Here is a 15,265-nt window from a genome sequence, read left to right on the forward strand (position 1 = left end):
CGTGGAGCTGACCAGTACGTCGTTCCTCGTCACACTGATCGTCCTCACGGTGCTCGCCGTGCTCGCCGCCCTGCTCCTGTGGAACAGGCTCCCGGGGCCGGGGTGGGTGCGGTGGCCGGTCCGGCTGCTGATGATCGGGCTGTGCCAGCTCACCGCCATCTGCGTGGTCGCCACCTGGATCAACGGCAGCTACGGGCTCTACGCCTCCTGGGACGACCTGCTCGGCACCGATGCGGGGCAGGAGGCCGACTCCGTCACCGGGCCGCCGGTGGGCCGGGCCAGGTTCACTCCGAACGGCGACGGCACCCGGACCGCCTTCTTCCGCGGCTCCCACTCCAAGCTGGCCGGCCAGGTCGTCGTGTGGACTCCCCCGGAGTACAGCGCGCCGGGCGCGGACCGTACCCGCTTCCCGGTGCTGATGCTGCTGCACGGCTACCCGGGCACCCCGCGCACCTGGATCGACCTCGGGGACATGCCGGGCGCGCTGAGCCAGATGGTGCAGCTGGGCGCCGCCCACCCCTTCATCCTGGTGATCCCGGAGATCTATCCGGGCGGGGTGAACACCGACTGCAGCAACACCCCGGACCGCAAGATCGCCGACTGGCTGGCGCGGGACGTGCCGGACCTGGTCGCGCGGAACTTCCGTACGCTGCCCTTCCCGGCCGGATGGGGCCTGATGGGCGTCTCCACCGGGGCCTTCTGCGCGGCCAAGCTGCCGCTGCAGTACCCCGAGGTGTTCCGGGCGGGCGCGGCCCTGGACCCCGATCCGCTGACCGGCGACCCCGAGGTGCTGCCCGACGCGGCCCTGCGCGAGCGCAACAGTCCGATGTGGCTGGTCGCGCACACGAAGCGGGCGGACGTCGGGCTGTTCCTGGCCACCTCGGCGCAGGACAAGGACAGCCCGCCGCAGCAGCTGGACGCCTTCACCCAGGCCGCGGCGGGCAGCGGAGTCCGGGTCAAGACCCTCGTCCGGCCGGCCGGCGGCCACAACTTCCAGACGTGGATCGGGATGTATCCGGACGCGCTGGGCTGGCTGAGCACCGAGTTGTCGCCGCCGGGGCCGGGTTAGGCCTTCCGCCGGATCACGCCGGGCGGATCACGCCCGGGCGGCACGGGTGAGGCGGACCGGGAGTGCCTCCACGCTGTTGCCGATGAAGCTGCGCTGGTGCGGGAGTTCGCTCTCGGGGACCGCGAGCTCCAGGTCGGGGAAGCGGGCGAAGAGCCGTTCCAGGGCGATGGTGGCCTCCAGGCGGGCGAGCGGGGCGCCCACGCAGTAGTGGGCTCCGTGCCCGAAGGACAGGTTGCGGGCGGCGGTGGGGCGGGTGAGGTCGAAGCGGTCGGCGTCCGGTCCGTGGAAGGCCCCGTCCCGGCCGGCCGCGGTGTAGCCGGCGAGGACGGGGGTGCCCCGCGGGATCACGGTTCCGCCGAGGGTCAGGTCGCGGGTGGGGTAGCGGAACGGGAACCAGCTGATGGGACCGTCCCAGCGCAGGGTCTCGTCCACCACGTCCGACCAGGTGGCCTTCCCTTCGCGGACGAGGGCGAGCTGGTCGCGGTGGGTGCACAGCGCGCGCACCGCGTTGCTGATGAGGTTGAGGGTGGTCTCGTGGCCCGCGATGAGCATCAGCCGCATGGTGCCCGTGAGCTCGGCCTCGCTGAGCCGGTCGCCGTCTCCCTCGCGGGCGGCGATCAGGGCGCTGGTGAGGTCCTCGCCGGGATCCGCCCGGCGGGCGGCCGCGATGGTGCCGATCAGTGCGACCAGTTCGCGTACGGCGGCCGCCACCTCGGCCGGTGAGGTGTCGGTGGAGACGATCACCGTGTTGGACAGGTGGTGCAGCCGGCCCCGGTGCTCGGGATCCACGCCGAGCAGCTCGCAGATGACGCTCATCGGCAGGGGCAGGGCGACGTGCGTGCGCAGGTCGGCCGTGCCGTCGGGGGACGCGGCCGCGGCCCGCTCCAGGTCGTCGAGGAGTCCGGCGGTGAGCTCCTCGATGCGCGGGCGGAGCCGTTCCACCTGGCGGGCCGTGAAGGCCCTGCCGACCAGTGCGCGCAGCCGGCGGTGGTCGGCCTCGTCGGCGGTGTGCATGCCCTGGGCGTTGGCGAAGACCCGCAGCGGCCAGTCCGGGGGGATGGTGCCGTCGTGCAGGGCCGGGCAGTGCCGGCCGTCCTTGGCCACGTCGGGGTGGGCGAGGAACTCCTTGAGCGCCTCGTGGCCCAGGACGACCGCGCCCGGCACCCCGCCGGGCAGGACGACCTCCGCGACGGCGCCCCGGGCGCGCAGCCGGGCGTTGAGGGCGTGCGGGCAGCCGCCGGCGGGGTCGATCACGTACGGGGGGTCCGAGGCGTGCGGGGGGTCCGAGGCGTGCGGGGCGGACGAGAGGGGGGACGACAAGCCGCTTCTCCTGACCTGGGAACGGGATGCGGTCAACAGTGCGGCCTGGCAGGCCGGTTGGACAAGGCCGCCGCCGGGGCGGGACCGCCCCGCCGCGTCTCAGAACCAGGTGAGGGTGAGCGCGAAGGAGGTCCCGGCGCCGGCTCCGGTGGAGTCGGTCGCGGTGGCGGTGACCTGGAGGGTGCCGGCCGCCCAGGGCTTGCCGGTGATGCGTCCGGTGCCGCCGTCCAGGGTCAGCCCCCAGGGCAGGCCGGTGGCGGCGTAGCGGACGGGGGGCTTTCCGCCGGTGGCGGTGAGCTGGATGGTGCAGGACTGGTTGAACTTGCAGGTCTGGGGCCCGGGGTTGGCGAGCTTCAGGTCGCCGGGTGTGGGAGTCGGGGTGGGCGTGGGGGTGGGCGTGGGGGTGGGCGTGGGGGTGGGGGTCGGCGTCGGCGTCGGCGTGCCGACGCATCCCGGGGCGGCCTCCGGAGGCAGGGGTATCCGCCAGATCTGGGTGTCGTTCTCGGACCCGACGAGCAGGTTCGCGCAGTCGGCGTACGTCACCGTCTCGCCCTGCGACTGGGCGGGCAGGGTCACGTCCGCGAGCTTGGCCCCCGAGGTGTCGTACACCGAGGCCGTGTTGGCGCCCAGCGGCCCGCCGCTGCGCAGGGCGTACGAGGCCCCCGTCGGCGAGAACGCCCCGTCGGTGGCGAACACCGGGCCCGGCCGGACCGCGGTGAGGGTGTTGACCTGCCCGGTCACCGGCGGCAACGGGGCCTGGTACAGCTGCCCGGCCGCTCCGATGAGCTTGCTGGCGATGTAGAGCCTGCCGGTGGCGGGGTCGGCGAGCAGGGACTCGGCGTCGTGCCTGCCGTCGGCGTAGGCGAAGCGGTAGGTCACCGGCGTGACGGTGGCGTTGGCGAGCTGCTCGGGTTCGGCGAAGGAGTGCACGGCGATCTCCGCGCGGCCGCTGAAGTTGTCCCCGATGTCGCCGACGAGGATCGTCGGGCCGCCCGCGGCGTCCTTGCCGATCGCCAGGCCCTCCCAGTCGGTGTTGCCGGCGCCCGCGACGGTGAGCGTGGCCACCAGCCGGCCGGTGGCGGCGGTGCAGTCGATCGCGAAGACCTGGTTGGTGTTGCCGCTGTCGTTGACGGCGTACAGGACGCCGGGGTGGCGGCGGCTCGCGGCGAGGCCGCTCTGTTCCGCCAGGCCGCCGGGGAGGGTGCACTTCTTCTCCGGCGCGAGGCTGTCGGCGGCCGCCGCGGGGGGCGCGGTGAAGGCGGCCGAGGGGGAGGCGCCGGCGCTGGTCATCCAGGCGACGGCGGGCAGGATCGTGGCGAGGGCCGCGGTCGCGAGGGCGGCGGCCCGGTGGGGTGTGAGGACTGGGGACATGCTCACAATGTGATGGGACATCAGTCGGTGGCACCAGGCCGCATCGTCTCCCGTTCGAGCATCGTTCAATGCCGGGACGGCATGGCCCGGTCAGCGCACCGGCTCGCGCACGGGGGCCTTGTGGCCGGCGTGCGCGATGAAGGCGCGGGCCGCGCGGCTCAGCGGGCGCCGGGCGTGCGCGATGCCCACGGGGCGCAGCAGGGGCGGTGTGAAGGAGCGGATCTCGGCCCGGCTGCCGAAGGCTCTCAGCACCACGTCGCGGTACCAGATGAGGGATCCGCGGCCGTCGGTCACGCCCGTCACCCAGGCGAGCCGCTCGTCGACCTCCAGGGAGGGCACCGGCCGCACGCCGAGGCAGCTGAACATGGCCTCCATCTCGGTGCGCCGGCCGGTCCCCGGGGTGGGCAGCACCATCGGCAGTCCGTCCAGCATGCGGAACGGCAGCGGGTGGGGAAGCCGGGAGCCGAGCGGCGAGATCAGCACCACCTCGCGCTCCTGGATGAAGTGGGTGGCGAGCTCCTTGTCGATGGGCAGGTCGACCAGGCCCAACTCGGATCGCCCTTGGTTGAGTTCCTGGACGAGGGCCTCCCGGCTGTCGTGCTGCTGGAGCCGCACGTCGACGCCGGGGTGCCGCTCGGTGAAGGCCGTGACCAGGTCGGCGGCCAGGTCGAGGGCCAGGGTGGGCGTGGTGACGAGGCCGAGAGCGGACCGGGCGTTCTTGCCGTGCGGGGTCCCTATGTCGTCTATGGCCTCCACCGCGTTGAGCACGGTGCGGGCCAGCCGGACGACCCGGGCCCCCTCCGGCGTGAGGTCCACCCCCCTTCCCCGCCGTGCCAGGAGTTCCACTCCCAGATCGCGTTCCATGGCCTGGACGGCCCGGGACAGGGCGGACTGGGCGACGAAGACGGAGGCGGCGGCGCCGGTGATGGAGCGGCAGTCGGCGACGGCGACGAGGTAGCGCAGCTGTGCGAGTGTGGGCGTCATGACCGGACGGTAACCGCGTGAGGCTGTACCTGTAAGGGCCGTCGGGTGAACAACCACGGCTGCACGGCGCGGCGTTCATGCCCGGTCGGCGGTGAGGCATGCCGGTACGGCATGTCCGCGCGCAGGCGGCGCGGCGGGCCGCGCGGCGGGGCCGGCGCGATGGTGCGGCCATCGCCCCAGGCCACCGGCTCGGCGGGGGCGCGCCGCGGGTCCTCCCGGGGTGCGTACGGGGTGCTCCGATCGGGCTGATAACGCGAAGCACCGTATTCCACATGTCTGTTGACAGTGCGGGACCACCACCGCACGATGCATCGCGGCGTGAGGGTGTTTGACCACTGTTCAAGCCCGCCCCACCGGTGGCGGGCCGCCCGGCCGACGTGCGAGACCGCCGCACCCCCGTTCTCACTTTCTTCCGTTCTTCCGCTCTGTACTGCGCCATGTCACACAGCATTGGAAGAGGAGCGCCCGTGACCCCCCATCCCCCGCAGTCCTCCGCCGCCCGCGACCTGGTCGTCGCGGTGACCCCGTTCGAGGAACCCCATCCGCGGATCGTGACCGCCGCCGAGCGCGCCGGCGCCCTCGGGCTGCTCGACCTCGGGCGGGACCCGGCCGCCGCGCGGCGCGCGTTCGCCGAGCTGGCCCGCCGGCTCGGCGCCGGGGGCGGCGGGGGTGGGGGCGGGGGCGAGGACGGGGTCGAGGCCGCCGGCGGCCGCTCGAGCGGCGCGGGCAGCGGCGGCCGGTACGGGGTACGGGTGCCCGCGGGCTGCCCGCTCGGCCCCGGGGAACTGCCCCCCGCGGTGGACACCGTGCTGCTCGCCGACCCCGCCCACCACACCCCGGAGCAGGTGGCCGCCTGGGCCGCGGCGCCCGGCGGGCCGCGGGTGTGGGCCGAGGTCACCAGCCGCACCGAGGCCGCGCGCGCCGTGGCCGCCGGGGCCGTGGCACTCGTCGCCAAGGGCCACGAGGCCGGCGGCCGGGTGGGCGGCGCCACCACCTTCGTGCTGCTCCAGCAGCTCCTCGCCGGCCCCGGCGCCGGGGTGCCCGTGCGGGCCTGCGGCGGAATCGGGCCGCACACGGCCGCCGCGGCCGTCGCGGGCGGGGCCGCGGGCGTGCTGCTCGACGTACAACTCGCGCTGACCGCCGAGGGCGAGAACGGCCTGCCCTGCGAAGTGGTCGCGGCGCTCCGGGCGATGGACGGCTCCGAGACCCGGCTGACCGACGGGCACCGGGTCTTCGCGCGCCCCGACCTGACCCCGCCCGAGGGGCCGGTGGCCGGCCTGCTCGGCGCCCGGGACCTGCGCTCGCAGCTGCTGCCCGTCGGCCAGGACGGGGCCTGCGCGGCCCGGCTGGCCGCCCGGCACCGGACCGCCGGCGGGGTGATCCAGGCGGTCCGGGCGGCCGTCCGCGGACACCTGGCCGCTGCCGTACGGGCCCGGCCGCTCGCCCGGCCGCTCCCCGTCGCCCAGGGCCCGATGACCCGGGTGAGCGACCAGGCGGCCTTCGCCGAGGCGGTGGCCGTCGCGGGCGGGGTCCCGTACCTGGCGCTCGCCGTCATGGAGGGCCCGGACGTGCGCAGGCTGCTGGCCGAGAGCGCCGAGCGGCTCGGGGACCGCCCGTGGGGCGTGGGCCTGCTCGGCTTCGCCCCGGCCGAGCTGCGGCGGGAGCAGCTGGCCGCCGTGGCCGAGGCCCGGCCCCCGTACGCGATCATCGCGGGCGGCACCCCGGCCCAGGCGGCCCCGCTGGAGGCGGCCGGCATCCGGACCCATCTGCACGTGCCCTCGCCCGGGCTGCTGGAGCGGTATCTCGCGGAGGATGCGCGGCGGTTCGTGTTCGAGGGGCTGGAGTGCGGCGGGCACGTCGGGCCGCGCGCCTCGTTCCCGCTGTGGGAGGAGCAGATCGAGCTGCTGCTGTCCTGCCCCGAACCCGAAGCCCTGGACGTGCTGTTCGCGGGCGGGATCCACGACGCGCGCTCGGCCGCGATGGCGGTGGCGGCCGCCGCCCCGCTGGCGGAACGCGGCGCCCGGGTGGGCGTGCTGATGGGCACCGCCTACCTGTTCACCGAGGAGGCGGTGGCGGCGGGCGCGGTGGTGCGGGGCTTCCAGCAGGCGGCCCTGGACTGCGAGCGCACCGTGCTGCTGCACACCGCGCCCGGCCACGCGACGCGCTGCGCGGCGACCCCGTACGCCGACACCTTCGAGGCGGTCCGCCGCCGCCTCGCCGAGAGCGGCACCGAGCCGCGCCTGGTGTGGGAGGAGCTGGAGGGCCTCAACCTGGGCCGCCTGCGCATCGCCAGCAAGGGCCTGCGCCGGGCCCTGCCGGACGGCGCCGCCGGTTCGGCCGGGGCCGCTTCGGCCGGGGCCGGTTCGGCCGCGGCCGGGAGCGCGGGCTCCGTGCTGGAGGCCGTGTCCGAGGAGCAGCAGTACGACGAGGGGCTGTTCATGCTCGGGCAGGCCGCGACCCTGCGGTCGGGGACCACCACCGTCGCCGCACTGCACGCGCAGGTCACGGACGGGGCGAGCGGGCTGCTGGAGCGCAGGGCCGCGGAGTTCGCCGAGGCCGCCGCCGAGCCGGCGTCGGCCGCGGATCCGCTCGACATCGCCATCGTCGGGATGGCCTGCGCCTACCCGGGCGCCCCCGACCTCGCCGCCTACTGGGCACGGATCCTGGCCGGGGCGGACGCGGTGACCGAGGTGCCGGCCGACCGCTGGGACCCGGAGCTGTACTACGACCCCGACCCGGCCCGCGCCGGTGAGCGCACCCCGTCCCGCTGGGGCGGCTTCCTCGGCCCCGTGCCGTTCGACGCCCTCGCGCACGGCATCCCGCCCGCCTCCCTGAACGGGATCGAACCGGTCCAGCTGCTGGCCCTGGAGATCTCCGCGCGGGCCCTGGGCGACGCCGGGTACGGCAAGGGCCGGGAGTTCGACCGGACGCGGACCTCCGTGGTCTTCGGCGCGGAGGCCGGCACCGAACTGGCGGGCGCCTACGGTCTGCGCGCCCTGCACCCCGCCTACCTGGGCGAGCTGCCGCCCGAACTGGACGGGCAGCTGCCGCGGCTCACCGAGGACTCCTTCCCCGGGATCCTCGCCAACGTGATCGCGGGCCGGGTCGCCAACCGCCTCGACCTCGGTGGCGCGAACTGCACGGTGGACGCGGCCTGCGCCTCCTCGCTGGCCGCCCTGGACCTGGCCTGCCGCCAACTGCGCGACCAGGACAGCGACATGGTCATCTGCGGCGGAGCGGACGTGCACAACGGCATCAACGACTACCTGATGTTCGCCTCCGTGCGCGCCCTCTCCCCCAGCGGCCGCTGCCGGCCCTTCGACGCGGAAGCCGACGGGATCGCGCTCGGAGAGGGCGTGGGCGCCCTGGTGCTCAAGCGGCTCGCGGACGCGGAGCGGGACGGCGACCGGGTGTACGCGGTGATCAAGGCGGTCGGCGCCTCCAGCGACGGCCGGTCCCTCGGCCTGACCGCGCCCCGGCCCGAAGGCCAGCGGCGGGCGCTGGAGCGGGCCTACGCCCGGGCGGGCGTCTCCCCCGGCGAGGTGGGGCTGGTCGAGGCGCACGGCACCGGCACGGTCGTCGGCGACAGTACCGAACTGGCCGTCCTGAGCGAGCTGTTCACCGCGCACGGGGCCGCCGCGGGCTCGTGCGCGCTGGGCTCGGTGAAATCGCAGCTCGGCCACACCAAGTGCGCGGCCGGGCTGGCCGGGCTGATCAAGGCCGCCCGGGCGGTCCACACGGGAGTGCGGCCGCCGACCCTGCACATCGACACGCCGAACCCGGCCTGGCGGCCGGAGACCAGCCCCTTCAGCTTCGATGCCGAGGCGCGGCCCTGGGCGGTGCCCCCGGAGCGGCGGATCGCCGGAGTGAGCGCCTTCGGCTTCGGCGGGACCAACTACCACGCGGTGCTGGCCGGTTACCCGGGCTCCGACGAACCGCTCCACGGCCTGGAGGAATGGCCCGCCGAGCTGTTCTGCTTCCGCGGCGAGGACCGGCGGGCGGCGGGCCGGGCGATGGCGCGGCTCGCCGCCCGGCTGGAGGAGAACGACGCGGCCGGCCGGCCGTGGGCCCTGCGCGACCTCGCGGCGGAGACCGCGGCCGCCGGATCCGGCCCGGTCCGCGTCGCGGTCGTCGCCACCGGCCCGGACGAGCTGGCGGCCCGGCTGGAGCACGCCCGGGCCTTCACTCCGGGCGAGGGGGTCCACGTACGGGAGGAGTCGGCGGATCCGGGCCGGGTCGCGTTCCTCTTCCCCGGCCAGGGCAGCCAACGCCCGGGCATGCTCGGTGAGTTGTTCATGGCTTTCCCCGGGCTGCGGGCCCTGCTGGACGAGGCGCCGGCCCCGGTGGTCTCGGCCGTGTTCCCGCCGGCGGCGTTCACCGCCGAGGGGCGGACGGCGCAGCGGGCGGCCGTCACCGACACCCGGGTGGCCCAGCCCGCCCTCGGGCTGGCCGGAGCGGCGGCCCACCGGCTGCTGACCGGCCTCGGCGTCCGGCCGGACTGCGCGGCCGGGCACTCGTACGGGGAGCTCACCGCACTGTGGGCGGCAGGGGTCTACGACACGCCCGGCCTGCTGCGGCTGAGCGCGCGCCGGGCCGAGGCGATCCTCGCCGCCGCCGGAGCGGATCCGGGGTCGATGGCGGCGGTGTCGGCAGCCCCCGAGGAGGTACGCGAGATCGCCGCACGGGCCGGGTGCGCGGTGGCGAACCACAACGCGCCCCGGCAGTGCGTGGTCTCGGGGCCGACCGCAGCGGTGGCGGCGGCGGTGGCGGCGCTGCGGGAGGCGGGCCTGTCGGCCGAACCGCTGCCCGTGGCCTGCGCGTTCCACAGCGAGGTCGTCGCGGGAGCGGCGCCCGCGCTCGCCGCGGAACTGGCGCGCACGGCCGTGTCCGCGCCCGGTATTCCCGTCTGGTCGAACGCGACGGCCGCTCCCTATCCGGCCTCCGCCGAGGAGGTACGCGGCCTTGCCGCACGCCAGGTCGCGGAGCCGGTCCGGTTCGTGGAGCAGGTGGAGGCGATGTACGCGGCCGGTGTCCGCACCTTCGTGGAAGCGGGGCCCGGCCGGGTCCTGTCGGGGCTCACGGCCCGGATCCTGGGCGAGCGGCCGCACACGGTGGTCCCGCTGGACGTCCCGGGCGAGCACGGCCTGGTCCGGCTCGTCACGGCGCTGGCCGAACTCGCCGCCGCGGGCCTGCCGGTGGATCCCGAGGCGCTGTTCCGCGGCCGGACCTCCGCCCTGCCCGACCGCGCTCCGCGCCGGCCGGGCTGGCTGGTGGACGGCCACCTGGTGCGCACCGCCGACGGCGCACCGGTGGCCGGGGGCCTGCGACCGGCCCTGCGGGTGGCCCCGGCTCCCGCGGCGGCGCCGGCCGCCGACCGGCGCGAGGAGGCGGTGCTGGAGTACCTCCGCGGCACGCGCGAGCTGGTGGAGGCGCAGCGGGAGGTGCTGCTGGGCTACCTGGGCGCCCCGGGGGGCGCGCCCCGCGCGGCCGCCCGGCCGGATGCGGCGGAGCCGTGGGCGGCGGAGCGGCCGGTCCTGGCGCCGGTCGCCGGCACCGACCCCTGGCCCGGGGCCGGCGACCCGGTCGCGGGCCGCAGCGGCGGCCCGCTGCCGGCGCAGGCGGCGGGAGAGCGGGCGGCCCGGACTCCGGAGGAGGTCATGGAGGCGGTCCTGGAGATCGTCCACACCCGGACCGGATACCCCAGGGACATGCTCGACCCGGGGCTGGACCTGGAGGCGGACCTGTCCATCGACTCCATCAAGCGGGTCGAGATCATCGGCGCCCTGGCCGACCGGATCGGGCTGCCCCGGGACCCGGGCGGGTCGGCCGAGTCCGCGGTCGAGGAGCTGTCCCGCATCAAGACCCTGCGCGGGATCGTGGACTGGGTCACCGCCCACAGCGCGGAACCGGAACCGGCAGTGGCGGCGGTGGCGGCAGCAGGAGCGGCGCCGCCATCCCGGGAAAGGGCGGAACCGGAAGCGGGACCGGCCTCGGAGCGGGTCGCGGTCGCGGTCGCCGTCCCGGTGCCGGCCGCGGCCCCGGCCGCCGTCCCGGCCTCGGAGCCGGCCGCCGTCCCGGCCTCGGTGCCGGTCGCGGTGCCTGTCGCCCGGCTGCGCGTGGACACCGTCCCCCTGCCGGTGCCCGGCGGGGACCCGCGGACCCTGCGCGACCTGCGGATCGGGGTCGTCCAGGACGGGCAGGGCCTCGCCCCGGCGCTCTGCGCGGCCCTGCGGTCCTGCGGAGCCGAGCCCCGGACGCTCACCGAGGCCGGACCCGGGTTCGACGGGATCGTCGACCTGACCGCCCTGCGGACCGGCGCCGAGCCCGTCCTCCCCCAGGTCTTCCCCGGGCTGCGGCACGCCCTGACCGGCGGGACGCCCCGGCTGCTGCTCGTCACCGCGTCCGGCGCCCCCGGCGCCGGTCTGCACGGCTTCGCGCGCGGCGCCGCCCTCGAGTTCCCCGGCTCGCTGGTCCGCGCCGTGGACGTCCACCCCAAGGAGGCCGCCGAGCAGATCGCCGCGCAGCTCCTCGCCGAACTGAGCTGCGGGGCGGCCTCCGACGGCCCGGCCTCGGTCGGCTACACGGCGGAGGGGGCGCGTGTCACCCGGCGCCCCGTGCCCGCGCCGCTCGCCGCGTCCGGGGACGGCCTCCCGCTCGGCCCGGACTCCGTGGTCCTGCTCACCGGCGGGGCCCGCGGGATCACCGCCCGGACCGCACTCGCGCTGGCCCGGGCCACCGGCTGCCACGTGGAGCTCCTCGGCCGCACCCCCCAACCCCCGGCGGAACCCGACCTGTTCGGGCAGGCCACCGACCGGGTGGCGCTGCGGGCCGCGCTGATCGCCACGGGGCTGCGCACACCCGCCGAGATCGAGGCGGCGGCCTCGCGGATCCTCGCCGAACGCGAGGTACGGGGCACGCTGGCGGCCCTGGCCACGGCCGCGGCCTCGGTCCGCTACCACTGCGCCGACGTCACGGACGAGGCGGCGGTACGGGCCGTGGTGGCCGGTGTGCGCGCCCGGCACGGCCGGCTGGACGGCATCGTCCACGGCGCCGGGGTCCTGCGCGACGGCCTGCTGCGCGACAAGCAGCCGGCGGACTTCACCGAGGTGTTCACCACCAAGGTGGCCGGGGCCCGGCACCTGGCCGCCGCGGCCGCCGAGCACGGGTCGGGGCCCGCGCCCCGGTTCCTGGCCCTGTTCGGGAGCGTCGCCGGCGTCTACGGGAACCGGGGCCAGTGCGACTACGGAGCGGCCAACGACGCCCTCGACGGCCTGGCGCGCACCTGGGCGGAGTCCTTCCCGGGCCGGGTGCTGTCCGTGGACTGGGGCCCCTGGGCGGCGGAGGCGGGCGGGATGGTCACCCCCGAGCTGGAGCGCGCCTACGCCCGGCGCGGCATCCCGCTCATCGCTCCCGAGTCGGGCACCGCCGCGTTCCTGGCCGAACTGGAGCACGGGAGCGACGTACAGGTGGTCCTGATGGCGGAAGGCGGCCACGATGGTGAGTGAGCGGCAGCGGCGCGGCCCGCGGCCCGACGACGCGGCGATCGTCGGGATGGGCGCGGTGTTCCCCGGCGCCGGCGATCTGGCCGCCTACCGGCGCAATCTGCTCGCCGGCACGGACTCCATCGGCGACGTCCCGCCCGGGCGCTGGGACCCCGAGGTGTACTACGATCCGGCGGCCGCCGGCGGACCGGCGGCGGGCGACCGGTTCTACTGCCGGCGCGGCGGGTTCGTCGACGGCCTCGCCGCCTTCGACCCGACCCGGTTCGGGATCATGCCGGCCGCCGTGGAGGGGGCCGAGCCCGACCAGATGCTGGCCCTGCACGCGACGGCCGAGGCCATCGCGGACGCGGGCGGCGAGGACCGCCTGCCGGCCGACCGGTCCCGGATCGGGGTGGTGCTGGGGCGCGGCGGGTTCATGGGCGTGGCCACCGCACGGCTGGACCAACGGGTGCGCACGGCACACCAGTTGGCGCAGACCCTGCGGGAGCTCGCGCCCGAGCTCGGCGAGCGGCGGATCGCCGAGGTGCGCTCCGCCTTCCAGGAGGCGCTGGGCCCGGAGCGCCCGGACGCCTCGATCGGCCTGGTACCGAGCTTCACGGCCGCCCGGACGGCGAACCGGCTGGACTTCCGCGGCCCCGCCTATACCCTGGACGCGGCCTGCGCCTCCTCGCTGCTGGCGGTGGACCAGGCGGTGGGCCTGCTCGCGGGCGGGCGCTGCGACGCGGTGGTCGCCGGGGCCGTGCACCACTGCCACATCGCGACGCTGTGGAGCGTGTTCACGCAGCTGCGGGCACTGAGCCCGAGCGAGCGGATCCGGCCCTTCGACCGGCGGGCCGACGGGACCCTGCTCTCCGAGGGCACCGGGGTGGTGCTGCTCAAGCGGCTCGCGGACGCGGAGCGGGACGGCGATCGCGTGTACGCGGTGATCCGCGGTACGGGGGTGGCCGGCGACGGCCGGGCGGCGAGCCTGATGAGCCCCCTGGTCGCCGGTCAGGTACGGGCCCTGGAGCGGGCCTGGCGGGAGGCCGGGCTGGATCCGCGGGCCCCGGGCGCGCTGGGCCTGCTGGAGGCGCACGGTACGGGGACGCCCGTCGGGGACGCGGCCGAACTCGACACCCTGGCCCAGGTGTTCGGCCCGCCCGCGGCCGGGCGGCCGGGGATCGGCTTCGGCTCCGTGAAGTCGATGCTCGGGCACACCATGCAGGCCTCCGGCATGGCCGGACTCATCAAGGCGGCCCTCGCCGTGCACGAGGGGGTGCTGCCGCCGACGCTGCACCTGGAGGAGCCGCACGCGGACCTGGCCGCGACGCGGATGCGGCCGGTGACCGCGGCGGAGCCGTGGGAGCGCGGGCCGGAGCCCCGCCGGGCCGGGGTCAACGCGTTCGGCTTCGGCGGCATCAACGCGCACGTGGTGCTGGAGGAGGCGCCGGGAGCCGCCCGCCCGGCGGCCCCGCGGGGCGTCGTCGGCCGGGCGGGCCGCCGGTTCCTGCCCGTGGGGGCCCCGGCCGCGCCGGTGGGGGCGCCCGCGCGGGGCGGCGTACTCCTGCTGGCCGGGGACAGCGCGGCGGAACTGTCGGCCCTGCTGGCGGCCGGCCCGCCGGTGTCCGGGGGCGAAGGCCCGTGCCGGCTGGCGGTGTTCGGGCCGACCCCCCAGCGGCTCGCACTGGCCGCGAAGGTCGTGGCGCGGGGGCGGGCCTGGCGGGGGCGCGGCGACGTGTGGTTCACGCCGGAACCGCTGGGCGGCCGGACGGCCTTCCTGTTCCCGGGCCTGGAACCGGAGTTCGCCCCCGTGGTCGACGATGTCGCGGAGCGCCTGGGTGCCCCGCCGCCCCGGCTCACGCGGGGCGCGTCCCTGGTGGAGCGGGCCGTGGACGCCATCGCCACGGGCCGGTTCTTCGCCCGGGTGCTGCCCGGGCTCGGCATCGGGGCCGATGTGCTGGCGGGCCACAGCCTGGGCGAGTGGGCGGCGATGGTGGCCGCCGGCATGTATCCCCAGGAGGCGGCCGACACCTTCCTGGCCTCGCTGCGGCCGGGTGACCTGCGGGTCCCGGACCTCGTGTACGCGGCGCTGGGCTGTGGCGCGCCGCGGGCGGAGGCCGCCCTGCACGGCCTGGACGCGGTGGTGGTCAGCCACGACAACTGCCCCCACCAGTCGGTGGTCTGCGGGGAGCCGGGCCAAGTGTCCGTCGCGATCGCGCGGTTGCGCGGCGAGGGTGTGCTCGGTCAGGAGCTGCCGTTCCGCTCCGGCTTCCACACGCCCATGTGGGAGCCGTACCTCGGCCAGGTCCGCGCCGCCTTCGCGCGGCTGCCGCTGCGGGCGGGGACCCTTCCGGTGTGGTCGGCCACCACGTGCGCGCCGTTCCCCGCGGAGCCCGGGGAGGTGAGGGAGCTGGTGGTACGCCACCTCCTGGAGCCGGTCCGCTTCCGCGAGCTGACACTGCGGCTGTACGAGGAGGAGGGCGTGCGCGGCTTCGTCACGCTGGGGCCGGGCAGTCTGCCGGGATTCGTCGAGGACACCCTGCGCAACCGCCCCCACCTGTCGGTCTCCACCTCCTCCCCCCGGCTCACGGGGCTGGCGGCACTACGCCGCACCTGCGCAGCCCTCTGGGCAGAGGGCCACGCCCCCCGCTGGGACCTCCTGACGGACCCGGAGGCCGCGGGCCCGGCGGAGGCCGGTTCGGGCCCGGCGGAGGCCCGTTCGGGCCCGGCGGCGGCCGGTTCGGGCTGGGCAGGAGCCAGTTCGGGCCCGGCGGAAGCCGGCTCCGGACCGGCCGAAGCCGGCACTGGCTGGGCAGAAGCCGGCACTGGCTGGGCAGAAGCCGGTTCCGGCCCGGCGGGAACCGGTACGGGCCCGGCAGACGCCGGGTCCAGCTCGGCGGAAACCGGTACGGGCCCGGCAGACGCCGGGTCCAGCTCGGCGGAAACCGGTACGGGCCCGGCAGACGCCGGGTCCAGCTCGGCGGAAACCGGTACGGGCCCGGCAGACGCCGGGTCCAGCTCGGCGGAAACCGGTACGGGC

At 76.7% G+C, this 15,265-nt stretch carries 6 protein-coding genes; 3 read left to right on the plus strand and 3 right to left on the minus strand.

Annotated features, from left to right (window positions below):
- The first annotated feature begins 1 nt into the window (after position 1).
- Entirely contained in the window at positions 2-1,069 is a 1,068-nt protein-coding gene (locus AB0D66_RS09330) for an alpha/beta hydrolase-fold protein (protein WP_362299081.1), read from the plus strand.
- A gap of 27 nt (positions 1,070-1,096) precedes the next feature.
- Here AB0D66_RS09330 and AB0D66_RS09335 read toward each other — a convergent pair whose 3' ends face one another.
- From AB0D66_RS09335 to AB0D66_RS09345, 3 genes are all read right to left on the minus strand, one after another.
- On the minus strand, positions 1,097-2,389 hold the full coding sequence (locus AB0D66_RS09335) for a cytochrome P450 (RefSeq protein WP_362299084.1): 1,293 nt from the start codon (positions 2,387-2,389) through the stop codon (positions 1,097-1,099).
- Positions 2,390-2,488: 99 nt separating this feature from the next.
- A complete protein-coding gene (locus tag AB0D66_RS09340; RefSeq protein ID WP_362299087.1) occupies positions 2,489-3,760 on the minus strand; it encodes an Ig domain-containing protein in 1,272 nt (423 codons plus the stop codon).
- 90 nt (positions 3,761-3,850) lie between these two features.
- On the minus strand, positions 3,851-4,744 hold the full coding sequence (locus tag AB0D66_RS09345) for a LysR family transcriptional regulator (protein WP_362299090.1): 894 nt from the start codon (positions 4,742-4,744) through the stop codon (positions 3,851-3,853).
- A gap of 467 nt (positions 4,745-5,211) precedes the next feature.
- Between AB0D66_RS09345 and AB0D66_RS09350 the strand changes: the two genes are divergently transcribed.
- The gene (locus AB0D66_RS09350; protein ID WP_362299093.1) at positions 5,212-12,249 is read left to right on the plus strand and encodes an SDR family NAD(P)-dependent oxidoreductase; all 7,038 of its coding nucleotides are present in this window, start codon (positions 5,212-5,214) and stop codon (positions 12,247-12,249) included.
- Positions 12,239-15,265, plus strand: a 3,027-nt coding sequence (locus tag AB0D66_RS09355) for a beta-ketoacyl synthase N-terminal-like domain-containing protein (RefSeq protein ID WP_362299096.1), incomplete at its 3' end; no start/stop codon positions are given. The genes AB0D66_RS09350 and AB0D66_RS09355, both read left to right, overlap by 11 nt.

Source organism: Streptomyces sp. NPDC048270, assembly GCF_040652335.1.
In the GTDB taxonomy this organism is placed as follows: domain Bacteria; phylum Actinomycetota; class Actinomycetes; order Streptomycetales; family Streptomycetaceae; genus Streptomyces.